Raw genomic sequence first — 557 nt, 5'->3', positions numbered from 1 at the left:
CGGCAATGGTGGCTTATGCGGTGATGAATATTCTAATGACAGCGACGCCTTTGGCGATGATTGGTTGTGGTTTCGATTTCGACAAAGCCGCAGGTGTGATTGAGTGGCACGTGCTCGGCATGTTCGCTCCAGCCTTTATTACTGGTCGATTAATTGAGCAGTTCGGCGCAAAGAAAATGATCCTAGCGGGAGGTGTGCTGTTTATTGCTTGTATAGGGATTAACATTCATGGTGTGTCCATTTGGCACTTTAGCCTTGCCTTAGTTTTGTTGGGCGTAGGTTGGAACTTCATGTTTATCGCTGCAACGGGGCTGTTTAGCCAAAGTTACGAAGTGAAAAACCGCAGCAAAGCGCAGGCGTTTAATGAGTTCTTCGTGTTCAGCTGTGTCACCATTACTGCCTTACTTTCTGGCTGGCTTGAATCGACAGTCGGTTGGCAAAACCTGAACTTGTACGTTCTTCCGTTCGTATTGCTCGTGATTGTGATCTTTGCGATGAAAACGAATAACAAAACAGAATCCCAAATAGCCTAACTTTCAACCTGTCACAGAAAAACT

1 protein-coding gene is annotated in these 557 nt (G+C 45.8%); it reads left to right on the top strand.

All coding sequences use genetic code 11. The features are described from left to right. A partial coding sequence (locus R7R78_RS28595) for an MFS transporter (RefSeq protein ID WP_225474909.1) occupies window positions 1-533 on the top strand: 533 nt, incomplete at its 5' end. Between the last annotated feature and the right edge of the window lie 24 nt (window positions 534-557).

It is taken from the genome of Vibrio sp. 2134-1, from assembly GCF_033339495.1.
Note: the sequence above shows the minus strand (reverse complement) of the source record. Positions and strands in the feature narration are given on the sequence as shown.